General features: G+C 60.6%; 18 protein-coding genes and 3 pseudogenes. 15 read left to right on the top strand and 6 right to left on the bottom strand.

The genetic code is table 11. The features are described 5' to 3' along the window. Window positions 1-227 precede the first annotated feature (227 nt). The 4 genes and pseudogenes from speA to AABM54_RS03450 all read right to left on the bottom strand — a co-directional run bounded on the left by speA (window position 228) and on the right by AABM54_RS03450 (window position 4,541). A pseudogene (gene speA, locus AABM54_RS03465) lies at window positions 228-2,142 on the bottom strand (arginine decarboxylase). A gap of 221 nt (window positions 2,143-2,363) precedes the next feature. Further along, complete coding sequence (locus AABM54_RS03460; protein ID WP_347903803.1) at window positions 2,364-2,735, bottom strand: translation initiation factor Sui1; 372 nt, start codon at window positions 2,733-2,735, stop codon at window positions 2,364-2,366. A 177-nt stretch (window positions 2,736-2,912) separates the two neighbouring features. Next, complete coding sequence (locus AABM54_RS03455; protein ID WP_347903801.1) at window positions 2,913-3,470, bottom strand: NUDIX hydrolase; 558 nt, start codon at window positions 3,468-3,470, stop codon at window positions 2,913-2,915. 3 nt (window positions 3,471-3,473) lie between these two features. Further along, window positions 3,474-4,541 (bottom strand): DUF2333 family protein, encoded by a 1,068-nt coding sequence (locus AABM54_RS03450; protein ID WP_347903799.1) that lies wholly within the window; start codon window positions 4,539-4,541, stop codon window positions 3,474-3,476. A gap of 289 nt (window positions 4,542-4,830) precedes the next feature. Here AABM54_RS03450 and gcbA point away from each other — a divergent pair, with 289 nt between their 5' ends. The 15 genes and pseudogenes from gcbA to AABM54_RS03375 all read left to right on the top strand — a co-directional run bounded on the left by gcbA (window position 4,831) and on the right by AABM54_RS03375 (window position 24,326). Continuing rightward, window positions 4,831-6,501 (top strand): diguanylate cyclase GcbA, encoded by a 1,671-nt coding sequence (gene gcbA / locus AABM54_RS03445; RefSeq protein WP_347903798.1) that lies wholly within the window; start codon window positions 4,831-4,833, stop codon window positions 6,499-6,501. A gap of 53 nt (window positions 6,502-6,554) precedes the next feature. Next, a complete protein-coding gene (locus AABM54_RS03440; protein ID WP_347903796.1) occupies window positions 6,555-8,501 on the top strand; it encodes a methyl-accepting chemotaxis protein in 1,947 nt (648 codons plus the stop codon). A gap of 198 nt (window positions 8,502-8,699) precedes the next feature. Then, window positions 8,700-10,488: pseudogene (locus AABM54_RS03435) on the top strand (protein-disulfide reductase DsbD). A 141-nt stretch (window positions 10,489-10,629) separates the two neighbouring features. Then, window positions 10,630-11,085, top strand: coding sequence for a type II 3-dehydroquinate dehydratase (gene aroQ / locus AABM54_RS03430; protein WP_347903795.1), 456 nt, complete (start codon window positions 10,630-10,632; stop codon window positions 11,083-11,085). Window positions 11,086-11,109: 24 nt separating this feature from the next. Next, complete coding sequence (gene accB / locus AABM54_RS03425; protein WP_347903793.1) at window positions 11,110-11,568, top strand: acetyl-CoA carboxylase biotin carboxyl carrier protein; 459 nt, start codon at window positions 11,110-11,112, stop codon at window positions 11,566-11,568. A gap of 17 nt (window positions 11,569-11,585) precedes the next feature. Further along, entirely contained in the window at window positions 11,586-12,941 is a 1,356-nt protein-coding gene (gene accC, locus AABM54_RS03420) for an acetyl-CoA carboxylase biotin carboxylase subunit (RefSeq protein ID WP_347903792.1), read from the top strand. Between the two features lie 70 nt (window positions 12,942-13,011). After that, complete coding sequence (locus AABM54_RS03415) at window positions 13,012-13,899, top strand: EI24 domain-containing protein (protein WP_347903791.1); 888 nt, start codon at window positions 13,012-13,014, stop codon at window positions 13,897-13,899. Window positions 13,900-13,932: 33 nt separating this feature from the next. Continuing rightward, window positions 13,933-14,811: a 50S ribosomal protein L11 methyltransferase gene (gene prmA, locus AABM54_RS03410; protein WP_347903790.1), complete on the top strand. Its 879-nt coding sequence runs from the start codon at window positions 13,933-13,935 to the stop codon at window positions 14,809-14,811. Between the two features lie 30 nt (window positions 14,812-14,841). Next, complete coding sequence (locus tag AABM54_RS03405; protein WP_347903788.1) at window positions 14,842-16,089, top strand: DUF3426 domain-containing protein; 1,248 nt, start codon at window positions 14,842-14,844, stop codon at window positions 16,087-16,089. Between the two features lie 196 nt (window positions 16,090-16,285). Further along, on the top strand, window positions 16,286-17,296 hold the full coding sequence (dusB, locus tag AABM54_RS03400; RefSeq protein WP_347903787.1) for a tRNA dihydrouridine synthase DusB: 1,011 nt from the start codon (window positions 16,286-16,288) through the stop codon (window positions 17,294-17,296). Then, window positions 17,293-17,613: a DNA-binding transcriptional regulator Fis gene (gene fis, locus AABM54_RS03395; protein WP_003186237.1), complete on the top strand. Its 321-nt coding sequence runs from the start codon at window positions 17,293-17,295 to the stop codon at window positions 17,611-17,613. Before dusB ends, fis begins: the two co-directional genes overlap by 4 nt. An 82-nt stretch (window positions 17,614-17,695) precedes the next feature. Then, window positions 17,696-19,304 (top strand): annotated as a pseudogene (gene purH, locus AABM54_RS03390) (bifunctional phosphoribosylaminoimidazolecarboxamide formyltransferase/IMP cyclohydrolase). A 189-nt stretch (window positions 19,305-19,493) separates the two neighbouring features. Then, on the top strand, window positions 19,494-20,789 hold the full coding sequence (gene purD / locus AABM54_RS03385; protein ID WP_347903786.1) for a phosphoribosylamine--glycine ligase: 1,296 nt from the start codon (window positions 19,494-19,496) through the stop codon (window positions 20,787-20,789). A 99-nt stretch (window positions 20,790-20,888) separates the two neighbouring features. Continuing rightward, window positions 20,889-23,666 carry a response regulator gene (locus tag AABM54_RS03380; RefSeq protein ID WP_347903784.1) on the top strand — a complete coding sequence of 926 codons (2,778 nt, stop codon included), beginning with the start codon at window positions 20,889-20,891 and terminating at the stop codon, window positions 23,664-23,666. A gap of 63 nt (window positions 23,667-23,729) precedes the next feature. Continuing rightward, window positions 23,730-24,326, top strand: a complete 597-nt coding sequence (locus AABM54_RS03375) for a MarC family protein (protein WP_347903782.1) — start codon at window positions 23,730-23,732, stop codon at window positions 24,324-24,326. 44 nt (window positions 24,327-24,370) lie between these two features. Here the strand turns inward: AABM54_RS03375 and AABM54_RS03370 are convergent, their stop codons facing one another. Beyond that, window positions 24,371-25,084: a hypothetical protein gene (locus AABM54_RS03370; RefSeq protein ID WP_347903781.1), complete on the bottom strand. Its 714-nt coding sequence runs from the start codon at window positions 25,082-25,084 to the stop codon at window positions 24,371-24,373. Window positions 25,085-25,105: 21 nt separating this feature from the next. Beyond that, a complete protein-coding gene (locus AABM54_RS03365) occupies window positions 25,106-25,930 on the bottom strand; it encodes a hypothetical protein (RefSeq protein ID WP_347903779.1) in 825 nt (274 codons plus the stop codon). Window positions 25,931-25,966: the final 36 nt, after the last annotated feature.

Here is a 25,966-nt window from a genome sequence, read left to right as displayed (position 1 = left end):
TTCTCTACAGGAGGGGCGGCCGGGGATTCTCGCTGAGAGACATGGCCGAGTAGAGTGCAGAAGTACAACTTAGGAAATGACCTACGCGAAATAAAGACCGCCTCTGTTTGATAGAAACAGAGCGCAAAAAATCATCGAGTAAAAGAAGAAAAACCGTACCGGGCCCTCAGAAATTTCCGCGCCTAGCGGAACATTTTCTGACAACCCGGTCACAGCAGCCCGTTACCTCAAGAAGACAGGTAAGACGAGCGGGTCAGCCCCAGACGCAGGGCGTCGAGGTACTGGGTACGCTCGGCCGGGCTGATTCTGGCGCTGGCGACCTTGTCGCGGTAATGCGTCATCAGTTCTTCCGGCGACAAGTGCACGTAACGCAGCATGTCTTCGATGGTGTCGTGGGTTTCGATACCCGCGTGATAAACGCTGCCATCGGCATTCTGGTAGATGTTCACCGAGTCGGTGTCACCGAACAGGTTGTGCATGTCACCCAGGATTTCCTGATAGGCGCCCACCAGGAAAATCCCCAGCAGGTAGTCTTCGCCATCGTTCAAGCCGTGGACCGGCAGGCTGGTTTCGATGCTCTGCTCATCGACGTACTGCTTGATCTTGCCGTCGGAGTCGCAGGTCAGGTCTTGCAGCACTGCACGGCGCAGTGGTTCTTCGTCGAGACGGTGCAGCGGCAGGATCGGCAGCACCTGGCCGATGGCCCAGGTGTCCGGCAGGCTCTGGAACACCGAGAAGTTGCAGATGTACTTGTCGGCCAGCTTGTCGTTGAGTTCGTCGAGCACCTGACGGTGGGAACGCTGACGGGCTTTCAACGAGTTGTGCAGGCGACGGCACACCGCGAAATAGCACTGCTCGGCCAGGGCTTTTTCAGCCAGGGTCAGCTTGCCATCCGCGTACTGGCTGGCCACATCGCTCATGTAGTGCGTGGCGCGCCAGTAGGTTTCGGTGACCATTTCAATGTCGGTCGGGCCCAGCAGGTCAACCAGCCATTGCACGGTTTCGGGCAGGTTTTCCTTGTTCTCGATCACCGGCACGTCGTCGTTGTGTTTCTCGACATCGGTCACCTGCACCACCAGCATCGCGTGGTGAGCGGTCAGCGAGCGGCCGCTTTCAGAGAAGATGTTCGGATGCGGCAGGCTCTGCGCGTCGCAGAATTCCTTGAGCATGCCGACCACGACACCGGCGTAATCGTCCATGTCGTAGTTGATCGAACTGGCGTTACGCGAGTGCGTACCGTCGTAGTCGACGCCCAGGCCACCGCCAACGTCGATGTGATCCACCGGCAGGCCCAGGTTGCGCAGTTCGCCGTAGTAACGAATCGCTTCCTTGAAGCCGTGCTGGTAATCCGCCAGGTTGGCGATCTGCGAACCCATGTGAAAGTGCAGCAGGCGAATGCCCTGATCCAGGCCAGCAGCGCGGAAGCGCTCGACCACCGACAGCAATTGGGCAGCAGACAGACCGAACTTGGATTTCTCACCGCCGGTGTCGGCCCCACTTGCTCGACGCCAGGGACGACAGGCGAACCCGCAGGCCAACCTGAGGCTTGACCTTCAGCGAGGCCGCTTCTTCGATCACCAGGCTGACTTCGGATTCTTTCTCGATCACGATGAACACGTTGTGACCCAGTTTCTGGCCCATCAGCGCCAGACGGATGAACTCACGGTCCTTGTAACCGTTGCACACGATGGTGCCGCCCTTCGGCGCCAGGGCCAACACGGCCAGCAGCTCAGGCTTGGAGCCGGCTTCCAGGCCAATGGAAACGTCCTGGGTGGCGATGATGTTCTCGATCACCGCTTCCTGCTGGTTAACCTTGATCGGGTACAGCGCGGTGTACTTGCTCTGGTATTCCAGGCGCTCGATGTTCGCGTCGAACGCACCGGTCAACTGGCGGACGCGGTCCTGCAGGATGTCCGGGAAGCGCACCAGCAAAGGCAAGGACAGGCCACTTTTACGCAACTGCGCGACTTGATCGAACAGATCGATAGGCGAACTGCTCGGGCCGTTCGGACGAACTTCGACGCGACCGGCGTCACTGATCGCGAAATACCCGGCCCCCCAATGGCGAATCCCGTAAACGCTGCGGCTGTCCGCAACTGTCCATTGGCTGCCATCGTCTTTGCGTGTGCGTCGTACGGACATCGAAGTCCCCTATAAATGAAGTCAAAGAGCGCCACCCCGTCAGAGGCTGGCGCAGTCTAAAGAATGAAAATGACGATTAGCCTGCAACGGGGAGATAGACCTCGGTTGCAGCCTTGAGTTTAGAAACCGGTCAGAACAGGCTCTGTGAAAACCATGGTGACGACGTAAAACCCGAGTCATTCAGGACTGCATCAAGTCGCCGGTGGTTTTCACAGAGGCTGCTAGCCGCCGGATTTCTTCGCTTTGAAACCGTGTTTGATCAGCTCGCCCAAGAGTAGCTCGACATGATCGCCCTGGATTTCGATGACCCCGTCCTTCAACGCGCCACCTGTGCCACAGCGTTTCTTCAACGTCGTGGCCAGGTCCTTGAGCGCCTCGATGGCCAGCGGCACGCCGCTGATGGTGGTCACCGTCTTGCCGCCACGGCCCTTGCTTTCGCGGCGCACGCGCGCGATGCCGTCGCCGGCAGGGATAACGGTTTGTTTGCAGATGCAGGCATCCACCGGCTGGCGACAGTCCGGACAATGGCGACCTGCGTCGGTGGAAAATACCAGGCCGCCCAGGGCGGCGAAGGATGCGGCTTTTTTGGCCACCGGCAATCCTCTTCGGAGGACAAAGACTGGTCGCTGCACTTTGGCAAGTGCTATCGACCGCGAAGCCCCACTCAGGCAGGGGCAGCGCAACTGAGCCACGCAATGGCGGCCCAGCTTTAAAAGGTCGCGCAGTGTAACGGCAAAAAGCGCACTTGCTAAGAGCCAATCGGCGCCAATTTATAGATCTTTTACGACACCCGCCTCACGCGCCCGCAGATAGCGTTTCAAGGCAGCCAGAGAGTCCGGGCAATAAGGCTTTTGCGTGATTTCCTGCATCACCTGCTCGATGGGAATAAAGCGCGCTTCAAGCACTTCTTCCGGTTGCAGCACCAGCGGCCCGTCCCAGACGGCCGAGAACGCCGAGCACCAGAGGCGATTACCGGTGTCTTCGAAGAAAAAATGGTCATGGGCGGTCAATTCCACGCCACCCACGCCCAGCTCTTCTTCCAACTCACGGGCCGCCGATTCGGCGTAGGTCTCGGTGGCCAGCACCATGCCACCCGCCGCCACGTCCCAGAAACCCGGGTAAATGGCTTTGCTCAGGGTCCGACGGTGCACACACAGCTCACCGGCCGAATTGAACAACATGATGTAGGTGCCACGGCCGATCAACCCGCGCTCACGCAGTTCGGCGCGCACCAGGGCGCCGAGCAGGTTGTCCTGCTCGTCGACCCAGGCGATCTGTTCGGCATCGGAGGCCGCGCGATGCGCAGCCTCGTTGGGGTTGGCAACCATGACTCAGCCCTGATTGAGCAGTTGACGCAAGTCGATCACCGCCGCGTTGGCCCGCGAGATGTAGTTGGCCATGACCAGCGAGTGGTTGGCCAACACGCCGAAGCCGCTGCCGTTGAGGATCATCGGGCTCCAGACCGGTTCTTGCGACGCTTCCAGCTCACGAATGATCTGACGCACGCTGACCGTGGCGTTCTTCTTGGCCAGTACATCGGCAAAGTCGACTTCGATGGCGCGCAGCAAATGCGAGAGTGCCCAGGCCTGACCACGTGCTTCATAGAAGACGTTGTCGATCTGCATCCAAGGGGTTTCCACCACCTCTTCATCCACCTGCGGCACCTGGCCCGGCATCATGACTTCGGTTTTCAGCGCGGTGTTGAGCTTGACCCGGCCCACACTGGCCGACAGCCGTTGCGACAGCGAGCCCAGACGGGTGCCCACATCGCCCAGCCAGTTGTTCAGGTTGTCGGCGCGGGCGTAGAACAGTGCGCTTTTCTGGTTAGGATCGGACAACCGCGCCTGATAACGGCTCAGGGAGTTGATGCCTTCCTGATACTCGGACTCGCTGGACGGCAGCACCCAGCTCTTGTTGTCGAAGTTGAAACGCGGCTCGGCCTTGGCCAGGTCCGCGTCTTCCGCCGACTGCGACTGGGAGCGGGCAAAGTCTTTGCGCAGTGCACGGCTCAAGTCGCGAACCTGCACCAGCACGCCGTACTCCCAGCTCGGCATGTTGTCCATCCACAGGCCCGGCGGGAAGCGGTCGTTGGAAATGTAACCGCCCGGCTTGGTCAGCAATGTACCGGCGACGGTCTTGAGGGTTTCCACGGTGGTGTAGCCCACCACCATCTGCTTGCCTTCTTTCTCGGCCGCCAGTTGGGCATTCTGCTGAACCGGGAACAGGGCCGGTTCCTCGCTCCAGTACCAGCCCAGAGCGCCGGTCACCAGCAAGTAAAGACCGAGCAACGTGGCCAGCGCACGGCTGAACAGCACGCCACGAAAATAGCTGCGAGTTGCCGACTTAGGTTCAGCGGCACGTTCAGGCGCGCTGCCTGTGCGGTTCTTCCAGTCCAGCATGGCTCTATCCTTTTAACACTTGAGTTCATCGGTTCGACCATCACCCTACTCCATCGTGCCAGCGCTTGAACGGATTAAATCATCCGGCAAACACAACACTGCCCAATGGCCATGGATCGAGTCGCCACTATAAATGAAGCACAGTTCAGAACCTAAGCGACCCGCGGGTCAGGAACTGAATCACCTCGCGTTGCAGATTATTGACGTACGACACTCATGCAACCGAAAAGAGGTGCTAGCATAGAGCCACCAGTCGATCTCAGCATGCACCCTAACTAGTAGTCAGGATATGACCGAGCCAGAAGACCCCAGCCGTGAGCGCCTCAAGCACCACTTTGCCCAGCGGGTAATTCATCAGGCACGTCAGATTCTTGAGATATGGCAGCGCCTGCAACGCAGCGAATGGTCGGGCACCGACCTGTCGGAGCTCAGTGAGGCCAACCTGCGCCTGCTGCGCTTCGCCGAACGCTTCGAACAACCCGAGCATACCCAACTGGCCCGCAGCATCAGCCATTCGCTGGAAGCCGTGGACGCCAATCGCGGACGCTTGAGCAGCGGCTTGATCACTGACCTCAACCGCCTGATGCAACGCCTGTCGCGCACCGGCCTGCGGCATGGCGATCAGCTCGAACAAACCTTTCTGCCGCCGCTGCGCAAGCCAATCTACGTGATGCTGCAAGATCACGATCGCGCCGAGCGGCTGGCCAAGCAACTCGAATTTTTCGGCCTCAGCGCCCAGGCACTGGACAGCGTGGCGGCGTTCCGCTCCTCGATGGTCGAGCGGTTACCGGCCGCGATTGTCATGGACGTTGATTTCAGTGGCGCCGGTATCGGCCTGAAACTGGCCGCCGAAGCCCAGGAGGGCCTGGAGCAACGCTTGCCCCTGCTGTTTTTCAGCCTGCTGGAAACCGACACCCCAACCCGCCTCGCCGCCGTGCGCGCCGGGGGCCAGGAGTTTTTGACCGGAACCCTCGAAGCCTCGAGCCTGCTGGAAAAAATCGAAGTCCTGACCTGCGTCGCCCAGTACGAACCTTATAAAGTGTTGATCATCGACGACTCCCGCGCCCAGGCCCTGCACACCGAGCGCCTGCTCAACAGCGCCGGCATCGTCACCCGTACACTGATCGAGCCGATCCAGGCGATGGCCGAACTGGCGGACTTCCAGCCCGACCTGATCATCCTCGACATGTACATGCCGGCCTGTACCGGCACGGAACTGGCCAAGGTGATTCGCCACAACGACCGTTACGTCAGCGTGCCGATCATTTACCTGTCGGCCGAAGACGACCTGGACAAGCAACTCGACGCCATGAGCGAGGGCGGCGACGACTTCCTGACCAAGCCGATCAAGCCGCGCCACCTGATCACCACCGTGCGCAATCGCGCCGCCCGTGCGCGCAACCTCAAGGCGCGGATGGTCCGCGACAGCCTGACCGGGCTGTACAACCACACCCACATTCTGCAATTGCTCGAAGACTGCAGCTTCCGCGCTCGCCGCGAGAACAAGCCGCTGAGCTTTGCGATGCTCGACATCGACCACTTCAAACGGGTCAACGATAGCCACGGCCACCCCATGGGTGACCGGGTGATCAAGAGCCTGGCGTTGTTCCTCAAGCAACGCTTGCGCAAGACCGACTTCATCGGCCGTTACGGCGGCGAAGAGTTCGCCATCGTCATGCCCGACACCGATATCGAATCGGCCTGCAAAGTGCTGGATGAAATCCGCCAGCGCTTTGCCGAAATTCATTATCCGGCACAGCCTCACGACCTCTGGTGCACCTTCAGTGCCGGCGTCGTGGAGCTGACCGAAGGCTGCGACAGCCTGATGATGGCCAGCCAGGCCGACGAGGCGCTGTACCGCGCCAAGGACGCCGGACGCAACCGCGTACAGGCCGCGCGGCAATCAAGTCAAAGTGCCACTTTTTCATCAGAAAGCACCGATTCGGTCATAACGCTGTAACAGAAACGCAATAACTTCAGGCGCTTACCATTTTTGTCGTTGGTAGAACCGCGATGCGCCTGAAGCTGCTGACCAATCTCAACACCCTCCTGCTGGTCGCCGTGTGCGTGGCCCTCGGCGCCACGCTGTGGTGGTCGCAAACCGCCCTGGAGCGTCCCTACCTGCTGATGGAGCGCTACCTGGGCTTGTCGCAGCAATTCCAGAATCAGGTCGCACGCAACATCGAGGACTACCTCGCCAGCGGCGATGCCCTGCGCCTGAGCAGCGCCAGCCAAACCATCGACACCTTGAACAGCGAACTCGCGGCCCTGCCGGAGGACCTCGCCCAAAGCGTGCGCCCCAGCCTTGCCAGCCTTGATGAGTTCAGCAAGACCGACCTGCTGGCCGCCGGCAAACTGGCGGGCGACCCACAAGCCTTGCTGCTGCAGGCCGAACGCGAACTGGGCGCCAGCCTGGAACAACTGAGCCAATACGCCACTGGTTCCGTCGCGTATTTGCCGCCGCTGCTGGCGGCGTCGCAACACCTGGGTAAACTCTCGCTGGCCCGGGACAAACTGGTCAGCAGTGGTCGCAGCGAACTGGCGGCCGATGTCGAGCGTGAAGTCGCCAACATCCGCGCCCAGGCCGAACTGATCGAAGCCCTGCCGTTGCTTGGCGTGGCGGCCAGCCGTGAGTCGAACACCGACGATTTCGCCGCACTGATGGGCCTGGAGAACACCGAAAAAGCCGCTGCCGAAGACGCCGGCGTCGGCCTCAAACGTGAACTCAACAGCCTGCTGACGCGTTACCCGTCCGAGCTGAGCCGCACCCGCGAGCAAATCCGTAAACGCGCCGACTTGAGTGCCGCCACCCACCTGAAAATCGCCAGCGTGCAGCAGGCTATCGCCGGTCTGGAGCCTGCGGTGCGCGCGCAACACAGGCAGATCCAGGGCGAAGTGCGGCTCATGCAAGGTGTGATGATCGGCCTGATCCTGCTGATTGCACTGCTCATCGACACCTTGCAGCGACGCTTGGCCCGGACGCTCACCAACCTGGCACCAGCCCTCTCGACCTGGGCCGAGGGAGACTTCAGCCGGGACATTCAATTGGGCGCAACCAACCGTGAACTGCATGATATTGAAGCCTCGCTCAATCGCTTGCGCGCCTACCTGGTGGACCTGGTGGGGACCATTCGCCTGAACGCCGAGCAGGTCGCCGGCAGCAGCCGGACCCTGGCAGAACTGAGCAATGACCTGCACAGCGGTGCCGAGCATCAGGCGGGTGACACGGCGCTGATTCGCGACTCCCTCGGCGAACTGGAAGCGACGATTCAACAAGTGGCCGGTGACGCCAGCCAGGCCGCCGATGCCAGCCGCCACGCCGGGCTCGCGGTAGAGCACGGGCAGAAAGTGATCGGTTTAAGCCTCACCGGCCTGCATGCGCTGGTCGAAGAAGTGCAAGGCAATGCACAGATGATCGAACACCTGGCCGAGGAGTCCGCGACCATCGGCGGGGTGCTGACGGTGATTCGCTCGATTGCCGATCAAACCAACCTGCTGGCACTGAACGCCGCCATCGAAGCCGCCCGAGCCGGTGAAATGGGTCGGGGCTTTGCGGTGGTGGCCGAAGAGGTTCGATCACTGGCGCAGCGCACCGCCGGCGCAACCGCCGAGATCCAGACGCTGATCGCCGGCCTGCAAACCGCTGCCCGGCAATCGGTGGAAGGCATGCGCGCCCAGGTCGACCATGCCGAAGCCACCGCCAATCAGGCCCAGGCGGCCGACGGCGCGCTGGACAAAATCGTCGGGGCCATCCAGACCATTGCCGACACCGCCGTGCGCATCGCCGATGTCACCGCCCAGCAGAGCGGCGCGGTCAGCGAGATTCGCGATCACAGCGAACGGATTCACCAATTGGGTGGGGATAACTTGCTGCGCATTGGCGAAGGACGCGAGCAAGGCGAAAACCTGCTGGTGCTGGGTGGGCGACTGCACACCGCCGTGCAGGCCTTCCGCGTCTGACAGATCGTTTTCGTCGGATCGCCGCCATCGCGAGCAGGCTCGCTCCCACATTCGACCGCATTCCCTTGAGCGAACTCGGTCATCGGTGGGAGCGAGCCTGCTCGCGAAAAGGCCAGAACAGTCAACACTGGAATACCGTTCTGCACTCACCTGACGCCGTCCGCTATCATGCGTGCACTTTCGATACGCGAGATTCTCATGCGCCGCCTGCTCTGCCTGATGCTGTTAATCCTCGCCCTGCCGGTGAATGCCGCCGGGCTGCTGGACAGCCGCCCAAGCTCGACCCTGGGCTCGATCAACAACAGCGCCGACTTCCTGCCCGTGCGCGAAGCCTTCCAGTTGAGCCTGGTGGAAAGCACCCCGCAATCGATCAAGTTGCGCTTCGTCGCCGCCGAGGGCTATTACCTTTACCGGCACCGTTTCCAGTTCCGCAGCGACCCCGCCGACATCGGCCTGGGTGCCGCGCAGTTGCCTGCGGGCGAGAAGAAGCACGACGAATTCTTCGGTGATGTCGAGGTCTATCACGGCATCCTCGATGTAGAACTGCCACGCACCGACCAACGCGAATTCACCCTCGCGGTCACCTATCAAGGCTGCGCCGACAAGGGCCTGTGCTATCCGCCCGAAACCGAGCGCCTGCGCATCGACGGCGTCACGGCGCCCCCCGCGGCGACACCCGTCACGGCCGCAACCGCAGCCACGCCGGCTGGCTGGAGCTGGCGCGAACTGGCGCTGTTCTTCCTCGCCGGCCCTGGGCCTGACCTTCACGCCTTGCGTGCTGCCCATGCTGCCGATTCTTTCCGGCGTGGTCCTGCGCGGGCAGGTCGGTGGCGTGCGCGGCTTTAATCTGTCGCTGGCTTACGTACTGCCGATGGCCGCGTGCTTCGCCTTGCTCGGTGCGCTGATGGGGATGTTCGGCGCCCAGCTGAATCTTCAGGCGCGCCTGCAATCGGCGTGGGTGCTGGTGCCGTTCGCGATGTTTTTTGCGGTGTTTGCCTTGGCGATGTTCGGGGTCTTCGAACTCAAGTTGCCGCACGCCGTCAGCAGCCGACTGGACCGGATCGCACACCGCACCGAGGGCGGCTCGTTATGGGGCGCGGCTGTGCTTGGGGTGGTGTCGAGCTTGCTGGTTTCCCCCTGTGTTTCAGCGCCGCTCGCCGGTGCGCTGCTGTACATCAGCGCCAGCGGCGATGCGCTGGGCGGCGGCCTGAAACTGTTCATGCTCGGCCTTGGGATGGGCGCTCCGCTGTTGCTGGTCGCAACCGGCGGCGCCGCCTGGTTGCCGAAAAGCGGCCCGTGGCTGATCTACGTGAAGAACGCCATCGGCGTGTTGCTCCTGGGCCTGGCGGTTGGCTTGCTTAGCCGAGTATTGCCGGGGCAAGTGACCTTGCTGCTGATCGGCTTGTTGGCGGCCGGGGTCGGCTTGTTTCTTGGCGCGCTGGAGTTCGTCTACAAACCGCCACGCAAACGCCTGGGCCAACTGTTCGGAATGCTCCTGGTGTTTTACGCGCTGGCCTGTTGGTACGGCGCCTTCAGCGGCCAGACCGATCCCCTCAACCCGATTGGTCAGCCCCAAGGCGTCAACACCGTCGGCAAACCTCAGGCGCAAAGCACTGGCGACTGGCAAACCATCACCACCCCGACCGAACTGGACCGTGTGCTGGCCGAAGCCAAATCCGCCAACACGGCACTGCTGCTCGACTGGTACGCCGACTGGTGCATCAGCTGCAAAGTGATCGAACGCGAAGTGCTTCATGAGGCCAACGTCGTCGAACGTCTCAAGGGCTATCGCCTGATCCGTTTCGACATCACCGCCAGTAATGCCGAACAACGCGCCCTGCTCGACCGCTACAAACTGTTCGGGCCACCGGCGTTGATGTTTTTCGGCAAGGACGGCGTCGAGCAGACCGATGTGCGGGTGATCGGCGAGATAAATGCGAAAGACTTCGCCGAACGTGTTGCGCAAGCGCGCAGTCAAAGCGAATGACCGGTTTTAATCAGTTGGTCACATAATTCGCGCAATCATCGGTCATCGTGCGGGCTATTGCAGAGAACTGGACAGTCACAAAGGCTTTGCGGCATAGTCGCCGGGTTCTGACAACTGCACACAGATAACAAGGAACAGCAGATGGCGACCCTACTGGTTCTGCACGGACCCAACCTGAACCTGCTCGGCACCCGCGAACCGGGCGTCTACGGGGCGGTAACCCTGGCCCAGATCAATCAGGACCTGGAACAGCGTGCCCGCGCGGCAGGCCACCATTTGCTGTACCTGCAGAGCAACGCCGAGTACGAATTGATCGACCGCATTCACGCCGCTCGCGGCGAAGGTGTCGACTTCATTTTGATCAATCCAGCAGCTTTTACACATACAAGTGTCGCATTACGTGACGCGCTGCTGGCGGTGAGCATCCCATTCATCGAAGTGCATTTATCTAACGTGCACAAACGCGAACCTTTCCGCCATCACTCTTACTTCTCCGATGTTGCGGTGGGAGTGATCTGCGGCCTTGGCGCCAGCGGTTATCGACTGGCCCTGGAGGCCGCCCTGGAACAGCTTGAACAACAAGCTATACGCCCCTGACCGACCCTTGGGAGTTGATGATTCATGGATATCCGTAAAGTTAAGAAACTGATCGAACTGCTGGAAGAGTCCGGCATCGACGAGCTCGAGATCAAGGAAGGCGAAGAGTCCGTACGTATCAGCCGCCACAGCAAGACTCCTGCTCAGCAGTACTACGCACCTGCACCAATGGCTGCTCCGGTTGCCGCGCCTGCCGCCGCCCCGGTTGCTGCCGCTGCACCTGCCGCGCCAGCCGCACCTGTGCTGAACGGCACCGTTGCCCGCTCGCCGATGGTTGGCACCTTCTATCGCAAATCTTCGCCTACCTCGCCGTCCTTCGTTGAAGTTGGCCAGAGCGTGAAGAAAGGCGACACCCTGTGCATCGTCGAAGCCATGAAGATGATGAACCACATCGAAGCTGAAACCAGCGGTGTGATCGAATCCATCCTCGTCGAAGACGGCCAGCCGGTTGAGTACGACCAACCGCTGTTCACCATCGTTTGAACCGCGGAGAGACTTTGATGACTGCGAAGTTGGAAAAAGTTCTGATCGCCAACCGCGGTGAGATTGCCCTGCGGATCCTGCGTGCCTGCAAAGAGATGGGCATCAAGACTGTCGCCGTTTACTCCAAGGCCGACAAAGAGCTGATGCACCTGGGCCTGGCAGACGAATCCGTCTGCATCGGTCCGGCATCGGCCGCGCATTCTTACCTGCACATTCCGGCGATCATCGCCGCAGCTGAAGTGACCGGCGCTACCGCCATTCACCCAGGCTACGGTTTCCTCGCGGAAAACGCCGACTTCGCCGAACAGGTCGAAAACTCCGGCTTTGCGTTCATCGGCCCGAAAGCCGACACCATTCGCCTGATGGGCGACAAGGTATCGGCCAAGCACGCCATGATCGCTGCTGGCGTTCCAACCGTTCCGGGTTCCGACGGCCCACTGCCTGAAGACGAAGAAACCGCGCTGCGCATTGGTCGCGAAGTCGGTTACCCGGTGATCATCAAAGCCGCTGGCGGCGGCGGTGGTCGCGGCATGCGCGTTGTGCACAAAGAAGAAGACCTGATCTCTTCGGCGAAGCTCACCCGTTCCGAAGCGGGCGCAGCGTTCGGCAACTCGATGGTCTATCTGGAAAAATTCCTGACCAACCCACGTCATGTGGAAGTTCAGGTGCTTTCCGATGGCCAGGGCCATGCCATCCACCTGGGTGACCGCGATTGCTCGCTGCAACGCCGCCACCAGAAAGTTCTCGAAGAAGCGCCGGCACCGGGCATCGACGAGAAGGCTCGCCAGGAAGTCTTCGCTCGCTGCGTCAAGGCGTGCATCGACATCGGCTACCGTGGCGCGGGTACTTTCGAGTTCCTGTACGAGAACGGCGCGTTCTATTTCATCGAAATGAACACCCGCGTTCAGGTTGAGCACCCGGTATCGGAAATGGTCACCGGCATCGACATCGTCAAGGAGATGCTCAGCATCGCCGCTGGCAACAAGCTGTCGTTCACCCAGGATGACGTGGTCATCCGCGGTCACGCGCTGGAATGCCGGATCAACGCCGAAGACCCGAAAACCTTCATGCCAAGCCCAGGCACGGTCAAGCACTTCCACGCACCAGGCGGCAACGGCGTTCGCGTCGACTCGCACCTGTACAGTGGCTATGCCGTTCCGCCGAACTACGATTCGCTGATCGGCAAGCTGATCACGTACGGCGCAACCCGTGAAGAAGCCATGGCGCGCATGCGCAATGCGCTGGACGAAATCGTTGTCGACGGGATCAAGACCAACATCCCGCTGCACCGCGACCTGACCCGCGATGAAGGTTTCTGCAAAGGTGGAGTCAACATCCACTACCTGGAACACAAGCTGGCCGGTCAACACTGATCAGCAACGTGTAACCCCCGAAAAGGCCGCGCACTGCGGCCTTTTCTCATTCTGCAGGGATGCAAATACCATGACCTTGAAAACCCGCTGCCAGTCTATTGGCAGCGCCTTCGGCGAAGCCATGACCTGCCTGGCCCTGGCGCTGCGCTCCAGCCTGCGTCCCGGCATCCTGTTTCGCTCGAGCTTGCTGTGCCTGCTGGCCTTCGGCCTGTGGACCTGGCTGTTCTATAACCACTTCGCACTGATCAGCATGGTCTCCGGCTACCTCTCATTGTTTATCGTCGGCGGCGGCGCGGTGCTGGGCTTTATCCCCACCGGTGGCGGCCTGGGCGTGGGAGCAGGTGCAAGCGTCGGGGCAGGGGCCGGTTTTACCGGGATGGCCAGCGTCGCCGGCGTCCTGGGCATGCTGGTGATCTACGCGGCCCTGCTGACGCTGGCCGTGATTGCCTTGTTGTATCTCTGCCTGATCGTGCTCAGCATCCGCCTGGCCTTGCGCTGGGTGTTGATGGACAGCCTGCGCGAACGCGCCCTTCGCCAATACCCACACCTGGCACAGCGGACCTGCGGATCTTCGGAACTGCTGCGCGGCGCACGCTACTTCGTCGCCCCCTGGCTGGGCCTTGGGATCGGCCCGCTGCTGTGCCTGCTGGTTCCCGTCATCAACGGGGCACTGTTGATCGTGCTGCTGGCCTACCTGAACGTACGCTTCCTCACCGCCCCCGCACTCTCGGGCATCGCCAGCGGCAGCGAACAACTGCAAGCCGTCCAGCAGCAACGGGGCCCCATGATTTTCTTCGGCCTGCTAATCTTTCTCATCGCACTGGTGCCGGTACTCAACCTGCTGGTCCCCGCGCTACTGGGTGCAGGCTCTTGTCATCTGGCCTATCGTGGGATGGAACGCGCACAAAGCCCGGCTGGCGCGGCCTGCGCACCTCAAGTAAGCTTGCCGCCCCTGTAAAGGTCCATTTTTTAGCGTCTTCGAGGTTCCGCCATGCCCTGGTTACAAGTCCGTCTCGCCATCACCCCGCAACAGGCCGAGACCTACGAAGACGCGCTGCTGGAAGTCGGCGCCGTTTCGGTGACCTTCATGGACGCCGAAGATCAGCCGATCTTCGAGCCGGAACTCAACACCACCCCGCTGTGGTCGCACACGCACTTGCTGGCGCTGTTCGAAGGCGGCACCGAGCCTGCCCCGGTCCTGGCCCACCTAGAGTTGCTGACCGGCAGCCCGCTGCCCGAGCATCACAGCGAAATCATCGAAGACCAGGACTGGGAGCGCAGTTGGATGGACGGTTTCCAGCCAATGCGTTTCGGTCAGCGCCTGTGGATCGTCCCGAGCTGGCACGCCGCTCCGGAACCGGACGCCGTGAACCTGCTGCTCGATCCGGGCCTGGCCTTCGGCACCGGCACTCACCCGACCACCGCACTGTGCCTGGAATGGCTCGACGGCCAGGACCTGAAGGACTGCAACGTACTGGACTTCGGCTGCGGCTCGGGGATCCTCGCAATTGCCGCCCTGTTGCTGGGCGCCAAGCAAGCCGTCGGCACCGACATTGACGTGCAGGCGCTAGAAGCTTCCCGCGACAACGCCGGGCGCAACCACATTGCCGACGCCCTGTTCCCACTGTACCTGCCGGAAGATTTGCCTCAGGTTCAGGCTGACGTACTGGTCGCCAACATCCTCGCCGGGCCGCTGGTTTCCCTGGCCCCGCAACTGTCCAGCCTGGTCAAGACCGGCGGTCGCCTGGCGCTGTCGGGCATCCTCGCCGAGCAAGGCGAAGAAGTCGCCGCCGCTTACACCAAGGACTTCGACCTGGACCCGATCGCCAATCGCGATGGCTGGGTGCGCATCACTGGTCGTCGGCGCTAAAATGAGCGCCTGCATTCTCCGGATGGCCGCATGACCGACAGCTTCGTCACCCAGTGCCCGCATTGCCAAACCAGCTTTCGCGTCAGCCATGCTCAATTGAGCGTGGCCCGCGGAGTGGTTCGCTGCGGCTCGTGCCTGCAAGTGTTCAACGCCGCACGGCAGTTGCTCGAGCAGCGCGCCGGGCAGCAAGCGGCTGCGCGCCCCGCGCCGGCCGCTGTCGAACCACCGGCGCAACGCGCAATCAGCCAGAAGCAGTGGTCCGCCGCCGAACTTGACCTGGATGCCCTCGACCTCGACGAGGAACTCGCCAAGCTCGAACAACGGGAAATCCAGCCCACCAAGGAATTCGGCCAGGAACGCAGGCCCAAGGAAGACGCGCTCAGCGCCCGCCGCGACAGCGATGACCACGAGGAACAACCGTGGTCCGACAGCCTGTTCAGCGAATCGGCAGCCGAACGCGCCCAGACCGGCGAAATCCACCAGGCACCCCTGACAAAACCTGCGCAATCCGCAGAGGCACCGCTCAAACCGGCCCGCACCGAACCGTCGCTGTCGCTTGGCCCCGTCGATCTCGATGACGAGCCTGAGACACCACAGCGGCTGCGGGACAACGAACCCGCTCACCCAGAGGCTCACGAACGCCTCTCGGCCACCGATGATGCCGACGAAGACCTGCACGAACCGCCCGAACCGCCGCGCAAAAAACGCGAACGCAACGAGCCGGCCATGCACGAGGAAGTCTTGCAGGACCTGGTCGACGACCCACTGCACCTTGATTGGCAGCGCCGTCGCTCGCCCTGGGGTCGACGGTTCTTCTGGGCGCTGCTGATTCTGCTGGGCGCGGGCGCGCTGGCCGGCCAGTACATCGCTTACCATTTTGAGGAGCTGGCCCGCCAGGACCAGTACCGCCCATGGTTCCAGCAGCTGTGCCCGGAAATCGGCTGCACGGTGCCCTCCAAAGTCGACATCGCCCGCATCAAGAGCAGCAACCTGGTGGTGCGCAGCCATCCGGACTTCAGTGGCGCACTGGTGGTCGACGCAATCATCTACAACCGGGCGCCGTTCTCCCAGCCGTTCCCGCTGCTGGAGTTGCGGTTTGCCGACCTCAACGGTCACCTGATCGCCAGCCGGCGCTTCAAACCGGGCGAGTACCTCAATGGCGACCTGGAGGGCCTGGCGGAAATGCCGTCGCAAACACCGATCCACATTGCCCTGGACATTCTCGACCCCGGCCCGAAAGCGGTGAATTACAGCCTCAGCTTTCACTCCCCCGAGTAAACGGCCGCACGGCGCCAGCAGCGCCCCCGAATTGACGGCGGTTTTCTGACTGCGCCCTGGCGAAGCAAACGACTGGCAATAACGGGACAACTGTTCAGATTTTATCCAATTCAGCCTTTATCCAGTCATCGAGAGCGGGTATCATGCCAACCCTTTTTCGAACTCCCATGATCCGACCCCACAACAGGGAAGTCCTATGTCGGCGGTACGCATCGGCCCATACACATTGCACAACGGCTTGATTCTCGCCCCTATGGCGGGCGTCACAGACCAACCCTTTCGTCAGCTTTGCAAGCGACTGGGTGCAGGGCTTGTAGTCTCGGAAATGGTCACCAGCGACATGAGTTTGTGGAACACCCGCAAATCGCGTCTGCGCATGATCCACGAAGGCGATCCCGAGCCACGCTCGGTCCAGATCGCCGGTGGTGATGCCCAGATGCTGGCGGAAGCGGCCCGGGCTAACGTCGAGCTGGGCGCACAGATTATTGATATCAACATGGGCTGTCCGGCAAAAAAAGTCTGCAACAAAGCCGCCGGTTCTGCTTTGCTCAAAGATGAAGATCTGGTCACCGAGATCCTGCACGCCGTCGTGGCGGCGGTTGATGTGCCGGTGACCCTGAAGATCCGCACCGGCTGGGACCGGGCGAACAAGAACGGCCTGACGGTGGCGAAAATCGCCGAACAGGCAGGTATCACAGCGCTGGCGGTCCATGGCCGGACCCGCGCCGACCTGTACACCGGCGTTGCCGAGTACGACACCATTGCCGCAATCAAGCAGGCGGTGTCGATTCCGGTCTTCGCCAATGGCGACATCGACTCGCCCGAGAAGGCCCGGTACGTGCTGGACGCGACCGGTGCCGATGGCTTGTTGATTGGCCGGGCTGCCCAAGGGCGGCCATGGATTTTTCGTGAGATCGACCATTTCCTGCGTACCGGCGAGAAGCTGCCGGCACCGGAGCTGATCGAGGTGGAACGTATTCTGCTTGAGCATCTGGCCGCGCTGCATGCCTTCTATGGGGATGTCATGGGCGTACGCATTGCTCGCAAGCATGTGGGCTGGTATCTCGCAACCCTGCCGGGCGCCAGGGAGTTTCGCGCCCACTTCAATCGTTTGGATGGTACGGAAACACAATGCGCCAACGTCCGGGAGTTCTTCGCCGAACGTTACAAGAGCCTGACAGGGGACGAAGAAGGGGTGGCCGCATGACGATGATGACCGAGACTTTAGTGAGTGGAACAACACCCGTGAGCGACAACGTGAATTTGAAACAGCACCTCAATACCCCCAGCGAAGAAGGCCAGACCCTTCGCGGGAGTGTCGAGAAGGCGCTGCACAATTATTTCGCCCACCTTGAGGGCGCTGCCGTCACGGATGTGTACAACCTGGTGCTCTCCGAAGTCGAGGCTCCCCTGCTCGAAAGCGTGATGAACTACGTCAAGGGCAATCAGACCAAGGCCAGTGAGTTGCTGGGTCTGAACCGCGGCACCTTGCGCAAGAAACTCAAGCAGTACGATTTGCTGTAAGCATTCAATCAAACCAGAAAGGCGCCCGCGTAAAACCGGTCGCCTTTTTTGCTGACTTCCTTTGCTTTTGATGGAAATTGAGATGACCGACCAGACTACCCGCCTGCCGATCCGCCGCGCCTTGATCAGCGTTTCCGACAAGACCGGGATCCTCGAATTCGCCAGGGAGCTGGAAGCCCTGGGCGTCGAGATCCTCTCCACCGGCGGAACGTTCAAGCTGCTGCAGGACAACGGTGTGGCCGCTGTGGAAGTCGCGGATTACACCGGTTTCGCAGAAATGATGGACGGGCGCGTCAAGACCCTGCACCCGAAAATCCACGGCGGGATCCTTGGTCGACGCGGTATCGACGACGCCATCATGAACGAGCACGGCATCAAGCCGATCGACCTGGTGGCCGTTAACCTCTATCCGTTCGAAGCCACCATCAACAAGCCAGGCTGCGACCTGCCGACCGCCATCGAAAACATCGATATCGGCGGCCCGACCATGGTTCGCTCTGCCGCAAAAAACCACAAAGACGTGGCCATCGTGGTGAATGCCAGCGACTACGCCAACGTTCTGGAAAGCCTCAAGGGCCGGCGGCCTGACCTACGCTCAGCGCTTCGACCTGATGCTCAAGGCCTTCGAACACACCGCCGCCTACGACGGCATGATCGCCAACTACATGGGCACCGTGAACCAGGCGGCTGACACCCTCACCACCGAAGGCCGCAGCGAATTCCCGCGCACCTTCAACAGCCAGTTCATCAAGGCCCAGGAAATGCGCTACGGCGAGAACCCGCACCAGAGCGCGGCGTTCTACGTGGAAGCCAAGCCAAGCGACGTCGGCATCGCCACCGCGACCCAACTGCAAGGCAAAGAGCTGTCGTACAACAACGTGGCCGACACCGACGCCGCGCTGGAATGCGTGAAGAGCTTCGTCAAACCGGCCTGCGTGATCGTCAAGCACGCCAACCCGTGCGGCGTTGCCGTGAGCCCGGACGCTGAAGGCGGCATCCGCCAGGCGTACGAACTGGCCTACGCCACCGACACCGAGTCGGCCTTCGGCGGCATCATCGCGTTCAACCGCGAGCTGGACGCCGAAACCGCCAAAGCCATCGTCGAGCGTCAGTTCGTCGAAGTGATCATCGCCCCAAGCGTCAGCATCGAGGCCCGTGCCATTGTTGCCGCCAAAGCCAACGTGCGCCTGCTGGCCTGCGGCGAGTGGTCAGCAGACCGCGCCCCGGCCTGGGACTACAAGCGCGTCAACGGTGGTTTGCTGGTCCAGAGCCGTGACATCGGCATGATCGGCAGCGCCGACCTGAAAGTCGTGACCAAGCGCGCGCCGACCGAGCAGGAAATCAACGACCTGATCTTCGCCTGGAAAGTCGCCAAGTACGTCAAATCCAACGCCATCGTCTACGCCAAAAACCGTCAGACCATCGGTGTCGGCGCTGGCCAGATGAGCCGCGTGAACTCGGCACGTATCGCCGCGATCAAGGCTGAGCACGCCGGTCTGCAAGTGGCCGGTTCGGTAATGGCTTCGGACGCGTTCTTCCCGTTCCGCGACGGTCTGGACAACGCAGCCAAGGTCGGCATCACTGCGGTGATCCAGCCGGGTGGCTCGATGCGTGACAACGAAGTGATCGCGGCAGCCGATGAAGCCGGCATCGCCATGGTATTCACCGGCATGCGCCACTTCCGTCACTAATACGACAACGGTCGCACTGACGCCGGCATCTGCTGCGTTGGAGCCCACCTCGATGATGCTCATTGCCAAGAGGCAACTCCGCTCATCGAGGTGGGCTCCGCCTTGCATCTACCGGCGTCATTGCAACCTCCTACGGCGTGAAGCGCTTTAGGTTCTAAAACAGAATTAGCGTCATCCGAGGTTTTTGAAATGAATGTGTTGATCATTGGCAGTGGCGGTCGTGAACACGCCCTGGCGTGGAAAGTCGCTCAAGACCCGCGCGTACAGAAAGTCTTCGTCGCGCCTGGCAACGCCGGCACCGCCATTGAAGCCAAGTGCGAAAACGTCGCCATCGACGTACTGGCCCTTGAGCAACTTGCAGATTTTGCGCAAAAAAACGTCTCCCTGACCATCGTGGGTCCGGAAGTGCCGCTGGTAGCGGGCGTGGTTGACCTGTTCCGCTCGCGCGGCCTGGACTGCTTCGGCCCAACCGCTGGCGCCGCCCAGCTGGAAGGCTCCAAGGCTTTCACCAAGGACTTCCTGGCACGTCACAAGATCCCGACGGCCGACTACCAGAACTTCACCGAGATCGAGCCGGCCCTGGCTTATCTGCGTGAAAAAGGCGCCCCGATCGTGATCAAGGCCGACGGCCTGGCCGCGGGTAAAGGCGTGATCGTCGCCATGACCCTGACCGAAGCCGAAGACGCCGTGCGCGACATGCTTGCCGGCAACGCCTTCGGTGATGCCGGTTCGCGTGTGGTCATCGAAGAATTCCTCGATGGCGAAGAAGCCAGCTTCATCGTCATGGTCGACGGCAAGAACGTATTGCCAATGGCCACCAGCCAGGACCACAAACGTGTGGGCGACGCCGACACGGGCCCGAACACGGGCGGCATGGGTGCTTACTCCCCTGCCCCGGTGGTGACCAGCGAAGTGCACCAGCGCGTCATGGACCTGGTCATCTGGCCGACCGTGCGCGGCATGGCCGAAGAAGGCAACGTCTACACCGGTTTCCTGTACGCAGGCCTGATGATCGACAAGGCCGGCAACCCGAAAGTCATCGAGTTCAACTGCCGTTTCGGCGACCCCGAGACCCAACCGGTGATGCTGCGCCTGCAGTCGAGCCTGGTGTTGCTGGTCGAAGCCGCACTGGCACAGGCGCTGGACAAGATCGAAGCGCAGTGGGACCCACGCCCAAGCGTCGGCATCGTCCTGGCCGCTGGCGGCTACCCAGGTGACTACGCCAAGGGTGTCGCCATCGAAGGCCTGGAAGCTGCCGCCGCACTGGAAGGTAAAGTCTTCCACGCCGGCACCGCCCTCAAGGACGGCAAGGTCGTGACCGCCGGTGGTCGGGTGCTCTGCGCCACCGCCATGGGCACCAGCGTCGACGCCGCCCAGCAACAGGCTTACAAACTGGCCGCGAAGATCGACTGGGAAGGCTGCTTCTACCGCAAGGACATTGGCTATCGCGCCATTGCTCGCGAGCGTGGCGAAAATCAGGAATAAGCTATCCATTCGGCTAGGCAAGGGCCTGCGGCCCTTGCCGTACTATTCCGGTGCCGCGCATAGTTGTAATCTGGCATCAACCTACGAAGGGATTTCGCCGTGCGCTGGCTCAGGATTGCCATAGGTCTCACCGTCAGCCTGCTGACCCTGCTCTGCATGCTTCCGGCTAACGCCGCGCAAGGCAGTGGCTGGGCGGTATTGCTCGACGAACAGGGCGACCTGCAACTGAGCGATATCCGCTCTGCCCGTTACACCAACCAATTCAGCCCGACCGACCTCGACCAGCTCTCCGCGGCCGAGCCGGACGGCGCACTGTGGCTGCGCTTCAAGCTCAACCCCGGCAAGCACGAACAACTGCTGCGCATCTTCGCGCCCGACCTGGCGCGACTGAACCTGTACGTGCTGGATGGCGACAAACTCATCGACCAGTTGAGCTCCGGCACCGACCACCCGATGGCCGAGCGGCCGCTGCCCAGCAGCGACTTCATGCTGCCGCTGCCCCAAAGCGATAAAACCCTCGACGTTTATGTACGGCTGGTTTCCGATCACCAGTTGCGGCCCTACATCACCCTGCAGTCCGCTGTCGTGGGCGCCGCCGACCAGAAGCAGACGCTGATCTACGGTTTGCTGTTCGGCTGCATGCTGATGCTGATCCTGCACAACCTGACGCGGTATGCCTACACCCGTTCGCGCAGCAGCCTGTGGCTGTCGGCCTGCGAAGGCCTGCTGACGCTCAGCCTGTTGCTGTTGTTGAACCTGGCCGGCCCATGGCTGCCGGACTGGCATGCCCTGCAAACCCCGGGCGCCTATCTGTTCCTGCTGCTGACCGCGCCTTGCGGCCTGATGTTCGCCTACCGGTTCTTTACCCCGCTCGGGCCTCATCCGCTGAACAAGCTGCTGTTGGGCAACATCGTGCTTGCCACCTTGTGCGGCCTGTTGCTGCTGTTCGTCAACACGCTGCCGCTGAACGTCATCACCTACACCCTGATCGCGATCTCCGGCCTGAGCATGATGTTTGTCGGCATCTACCACTGGCAGAAAGGTTACCGCCCGGCCCGGTGGTTCGTCGCGGGCATGGTGGTGTTCAACATCGGCGCACTGATCATCTTGCCCGCGATGCTGGGGCTGACACTGACCGCACCCCAAGGCCTGATCATCACCTTGATGCTGACCATGTGCATCAGTGGCCTGTTGATGGGCATTGCCCTGGGTGAACGCCAGCGCAGCATCACCGAAGACCGCTTCAGTGTCAGTCGCGACCTGGCCGCGAGCAATGCCGAAATCAATGCCAAGGCTGAGTTCCTGGCAAAAATCAGCCATGAGATCCGCACCCCGATGAACGGCGTGCTGGGCATGACCGAACTGCTGCTCGGCACGCCGCTGTCGGTCAAGCAACGTGACTATGTGCAGACGATCCACAGCGCCGGCAACGAACTGCTCACCCTGATCAACGAGATCCTCGATATCTCCAAGCTTGAATCTGGGCAGATCGAACTCGATGACGTGCAATTCGACCTCAACGCCCTGATCGAAGACTGCCTCAGTATCTTCCGCGCAAAAGCCGAACAGCAGAACGTCGAACTGATCAGCTTCATCCAGCCACAAGTTCCGCGGGTCATCAGCGGTGACCCGACACGCCTGCGCCAGGCACTGCTGAGCTTGCTGGAAAACGCCCTGAAGAAGACCGATGAAGGCGAAATCCTGATCGTCGTCGCCCTCGATGAACGCAGCACCAAACCCCGTTTGCGCATTGCGGTGCAAGACAGCGGCCTGCCGATGGAAGCCGACGAGCGCGAGGCCTTGCTGCATGCCGAGCTGCACAGCAAGAACTTCCTCTCGGCCACACGCCTGGGTGGCAACCTGGGGCTGGTGATTGCCCGCCAACTGATCCTGCTGATGCACGGCGAATTCGGCATCAAGAGTGGCAGCAACCAGGGCAGCACGCTGTGGCTGACCCTGCCACTGGACCCCGAGCGCCTCGAACACCCGACATCAGACCTCGATGGCCCACTGCAAGGCGCAAGGGTCCTGGTGGTCGACGACAACGACACCTGCCGCAAAGTCCTGGTGCAGCAATGCACGGCCTGGGGCCTGAATGTCAGTGCCGTACCGTCCGGCAAAGAGGCGTTGGCCCTGTTGCGGACCAAGGCACACTTGCGCGACTACTTCGACGTAGTCCTGCTCGACCAGAACATGCCCGGTATGACCGGCATGCAACTGGCGGCCAAGATCAAGGAAGACCCAAGCCTGAACCACGACATCCTGCTGATCATGCTCACGGGTATCAGCAACGCGCCGAGCAAGATCATCGCGCGCAACTGCGGGATCAAACGCATCCTGGCCAAACCGGTGGCCGGCTATACCCTCAAGACCACCCTCGCGGACGAACTGAACCAGCGCAGTAAAGGCCTTGCCATCTCCTCTCAACTGCCGCCGGGTGCCCCGCCCCCTGTCAAGGTGCCAAGCGACTTCCGTATTCTGGTGGCCGAAGACAACAGCATCTCGACCAAAGTGATTCGCGGCATGCTCGGCAAGCTCAACCTGCAACCGGACACCGCCAGCAACGGCGAGGAAGCGCTACGCGCCATGAAAGCCCAGCATTACGACCTGGTATTGATGGACTGCGAAATGCCGATCCTCGACGGTTTCTCCGCGACCCAGCAACTGCGCGCCTGGGAAGTCGGTAACCAGCGGATACGCACGCCGGTGGTGGCGTTGACTGCCCACATCCTTGCCGAACACAAGGAGCGTGCTCGCCAGGCGGGGATGGACGGTCACATGGCCAAACCGGTCGAACTCTCGCAACTGCGCGAACTGATCGAGCATTGGGTCGCCCAGCGCGATCAACAGAATCGGGTGACGGCTCACACCAGCTGAGCCGACAGACTGCACACCGCCTGATAGACTCCCGTCGACTTCCTCCGTCAGTGAGCTTGCGCCATGCTCCACGTGTTGTTCAGTGTTTACCTGAAGATGCTGGTGCTCTACAGCCCGTTCTTCGTGCTCTCCTGCTTCATCAGCCTGACCCGTGGCTACTCAGGCAAAGAGCGGCGACGCCTGGCCTGGAAAGTCGCCCTCGCCACCCTGGTTTCGAGCGTTTTGCTGTATCTGTTCGGGCGGGTGATATTCAGTGTGTTCGGCATCACGGTGGACGCTTTCCGCATCGGTGCCGGCAGCGTGCTGTTCATCTCGGCATTGGGTATGGCGCAGGGCAAATCGGCGGTCCAGACCGATAATGTGCAGCAGGACGTGACCATTGTTCCGCTGACCATCCCGCTGACCGTCGGCCCCGGCACCATTGGCGCCCTGCTAGTCATGGGCGTGAGCCAGCCACACTGGGACGACAAACTGACCGCCATCCTCAGCATCGCCCTGGCCAGCTTCACGGTGGGTGTGGTGCTTTATCTGTCCAACCGCATCGAACGGATTCTGGGTGATCAGGGCTTGCAGATTGTCAGCCGATTGATGGGGTTGTTTGTGTGCGCATTGGCGGCTCAAATCATCTTTACCGGCGTGAAGGGCTACCTGGTGCCCTGAATACACAAGGCCGAAGGATTTAAAGCCCTCGGCCCTGGTTTTCTCTATTCAATTGACAAGACTCCGATCTCAACGCATTGAGTACCACGCTGTGCCCCTAACCACTCCACAGTGTCTTCCCTGTAGTCGTTAAATTCATCGTGATTAAAACGAGCCAAAAAAAATCGGCTGCTTAGGGCGCCATCGACTTGATTCAGCGTAATCTCATTCTCAACGAAATGTTTGCCGAGCATTACGTGAGTATCAAAAGACACGGACGTCATACTTAAAAATCCATTCGCCTCCACAATGCCTCCCATCACTCTTATCCGCGTCATCTCTGCGCCATCGCCCAATAGGCTGTGCTCGCGAAAGACTTGCGCCACGTCCGAATCGGGAGGCAACGCCACTGCTTTATCCAATGCTGCCGAGAGCACCGCCACCTGGTCGTCGGAACAATTACGATTAGCGGATACGGCAAGTGCATCTCTCACCGAAAATGTCGCGTCATCAGACGTCAAAAAGTGCTCATCTGTTTCTTTCTGGGCGTAAAAAGCCCAACCACAAGCGGATAAGGTACTCGTAAAAACATCAAACCACTGCGAGTCATTACAACCGCCAGGGAAATCTTCGTCAGCTGCAAGTTGAGCAAATAAAACAGTATCAAGAACATCTTGTTGCCTGGCAGGCAACAAATCTTGTGATACGACCAAGACGCTGCCGGCGCATATATAAACCGAATACCCCATTTCCGCACTCCAAAAAGAGGCCAGCGACATTGCATCACCGGCCTGACTTACTTACTTAACTGCGTTCTTGCGCCGCTGAAACCTATTGCTAAGCGCCGCCTTAAAATGCTGTCCAAGGTACTCTTCCAGATCACCCTTTAGCTCCGCGTAACGAAGTGGATTAAAGGTGATGAAAGAACTTCCGCGAAAAATATCGACACCAGAAGTTTTCCAGTCAAAAAAGACAGGCGCCTTTTTTCTGTTGCCATCGACGCTATCAATCGACACTAGCGAAGTTAAAATAATACCGTTCGCCAGTTGGTCGCATGGCATTACCGCGAGCCTGACGCCTTTGCTATTGATAACTTCAGAGCTATACAAATTGATCGCTTCAGGCTTCGCCTTCAGGGCATCCAATGTCGAGTCAGCAATCGCACCGAGAATCGCAGCACCAGGAATCGCCGCTTTCGCGGCATTGACACCGGCCTTAACGATATCGGTAACAATGTTATCCATTGTCAACTGATGAGAGCTCTTCTGATAGGAGGTATAACCGGAATCCGCGACAAAACAGCCAGCATCATCCATGCACTTCAGGAATGCGAGATACCACGCTTCAGGGTCATCACCTGGAACTTCGTAGCTCGCCTCCAGTTTCGAAAACTTAATGAGATTTTCGATAATCGCCATGTTCTCAAGTGAAATATTAGCACCATAGCCCACGAGCGTATTGCCCAACACCACTGCATCCAATTCTTTGGTTGGGCTAGAAGTGTCTGTTGCCGCAAATGCCCTTACACGAGAAACAGCAGGCTGCAATAATTGGCGCTTACTAATTCGCGCCTTTACTAAAGCGGCACTTTCTTCCACGCCAACAGTGCTTTCCATAACATCCATATTTAACGCTCCATTTGTCAATTCACTTGCACCCCT

It is taken from the genome of Pseudomonas purpurea (assembly GCF_039908635.1).
Classification (GTDB): Bacteria; Pseudomonadota; Gammaproteobacteria; order Pseudomonadales; family Pseudomonadaceae; genus Aquipseudomonas; species Aquipseudomonas purpurea.
This window is presented reverse-complemented; position numbering and strand designations above follow the sequence as displayed.